2 protein-coding genes are annotated in these 2,073 nt (G+C 57.9%); both read right to left on the bottom strand.

Annotation, left to right across the window (positions count from 1 at the left end; translation table 11 throughout):
- The coding region (locus RM532_RS15740; RefSeq protein ID WP_311654290.1) for a DUF262 domain-containing protein at positions 1–340 on the bottom strand (340 nt) is incomplete at its 3' end.
- Between the two features lie 17 nt (positions 341–357).
- The gene (locus tag RM532_RS15735; protein ID WP_311654289.1) at positions 358–1,833 is read right to left on the bottom strand and encodes a type I restriction-modification system subunit M; all 1,476 of its coding nucleotides are present in this window, start codon (positions 1,831–1,833) and stop codon (positions 358–360) included.
- Positions 1,834–2,073 lie beyond the last annotated feature (240 nt).

Below are 2,073 nucleotides of genomic sequence, written 5' to 3'. Positions count from 1 at the left end.
TACGTATACGGCGCCTCTGGAAGCTGCTCGTCAGCACCTCGGTGCCTGTGAGGACCGCGTATAGCGATGTCAGCCGTTGCTGCCCGTCTACGATCAGCAGCTGAGGGGCTCGCTTGGTCTCGCCGCCGCCGACTTGCTTAGTGCCAACTTCGGCGCCGGTCTCCCAGAACATTAAGGTCCCCACCGGGTAACCGCGGTACATCGAATCGAACAGATCACGAATCTTGGCGGTAGACCACACAAACGGGCGCTGGATATCGGGAAGCGCTGTCTTGCCGTGTCTGATGTCCTCGATGATGTGAACAAGCGAGTAACCCGTATCCCGATACAGTGTTGGCACAGTGTCTCCTCTTTTCGCTACGCAGTTTCCTGAGCGTCCGAGCCCAGCTCGTCGCGTACAGACTGAAATGCATCCAGCGCCGCCTGCAAGTTCTCAACAATGTCTGCCGCAATCACATCGGGTGGCGGTAGGCTGTCGATGTCCTCCAGGCTATCGTCCCTGAGCCAGAAGATGTCGAGATTCGTCTTATCTCGTGCCAGCAAGTCTTCTACCGGGAAGCGCCTGAACCGTTCCGTCTCTTTGCGTTGGGATAAATTATTGACCCAATAGCACGCCTCAAAATCTTCCATATCGCTATTGGCGATCGGTTGCTTCTTCAGCGTGAAGTGCGTGTTGGTTCGGAAGTCGTAGATCCAAAGTGCTTTCGTGTTGGGGTGACCGTCCGCGCGTGGCGCGTGCTTGTCGAAGAACAGCACGTTGGCCTTGACGCCGGGCTTGTAGAAGATGCCCGTGGGCAGCCGAAGTAGCGTATGAAAATTGAACTGGTTCAGGAGACGCTTACGGATTCCTTCACCGGCGTTGCCTGCTTCGAATAGCACGTTGTCCGGCAGCACCACAGCGGCGCGGCCGCCGCTTTCCATGATGGTCATGATGTGCTGGAGGAAGTTGAGCTGTTTGTTTGACGTGGTGTACTTGAAGTCTTCTCGTTCGTAGTTTTCTCTCTCTGTCTTGGTTCCTCCATCCTCGCCGAACACCGTATAGCTGGATTTCTTGCCGAAAGGCGGGTTGGTCAGAATGACGTCGTAGCGGTCGCCGGGGTCGTTGGCCAGAGCGTCGCGAGCGACGATGGGGCTTTCGCCGTTGCCTACCCCGTGCAGGTACAGGTTCATGCCGCACAGTCGGACCACCTCGTCCACGATATCCACGCCGGACAACGATTTCTCGCGCAGCTTGCGCTGGGCGTCGCGGTCCTGGGACTGTCCCTTCATGTGCTCGTAGGCGGCCAACAGAAAGCCGCCGGTGCCGCAGGCGGGGTCGTGCACGGTTTCGCCTACACGCGGGTCAAGCAGGCGGGTCATGGCCTGGATAAGCGGGCGCGGGGTGAAATACTGGCCGGCGCCGGATTTCACCTCGGCGGCGTTGCGTTCCAGCAGGCCCTCGTAGATGGCGCCCTTTACATCAACATCGATGCCGATCCAGGTCTCGTCGTTGATGAGCGAAACCACGCGCTTGAGCTTGGCCGGGTCGGTTAGCTTGTTCTGGGCCTTGCGGAATATGGTGCCGATAAGCCCCTTTTCCTTGGCCAGTTCTTCCAGCGTGTGGCGGTAGTGCAGTTCCAGGTCGTCGCCGGTCTTGGAGGCTAGCCGATCCCAGCGCCAGCTGGCTGGAATGATGGAGGGCTCGCCTAGTAGCCCGCTGCGTTCCTGGTCCATCTTGAGGAACAGCAGGAAGGTGATTTGTTCGACGTAATCGCCGTAGGAAATGCCCTGGTCGCGGAGGACGTGGGCGTAGTTCCAGACTTTAGAGACCAGCGTGCTGTAATCGCTACTCATGATTCGCGTCACATTTCCAGGTGCGCTGCGCGACACGCGAAAGCCCAGGCGCGGCTCGAGGTCTGCCTGCATGGCATGGTGTGTGAGGGGCTTTCATGCGGCTGCAAAACAAAAAGAAAGCCATGTTTTCAAGGACTTATAAATTGACATCAGGCCTCGTTTATGTAACAATTTCTCCGAATCTGACCTGGGGCTAGACCCCACAGTAGGATTCACCGGGCCCGAAAGGGCCCTTTCTTT

It is taken from the genome of Spectribacter hydrogenoxidans (genome assembly GCF_031846275.1).
GTDB classification, from domain to species: Bacteria; Pseudomonadota; Gammaproteobacteria; order Nevskiales; family Salinisphaeraceae; genus Spectribacter; species Spectribacter hydrogenoxidans.
The sequence above is the reverse complement of the archived record's forward strand: the minus strand, read 5'-3'. Positions and strand labels throughout refer to the sequence as shown.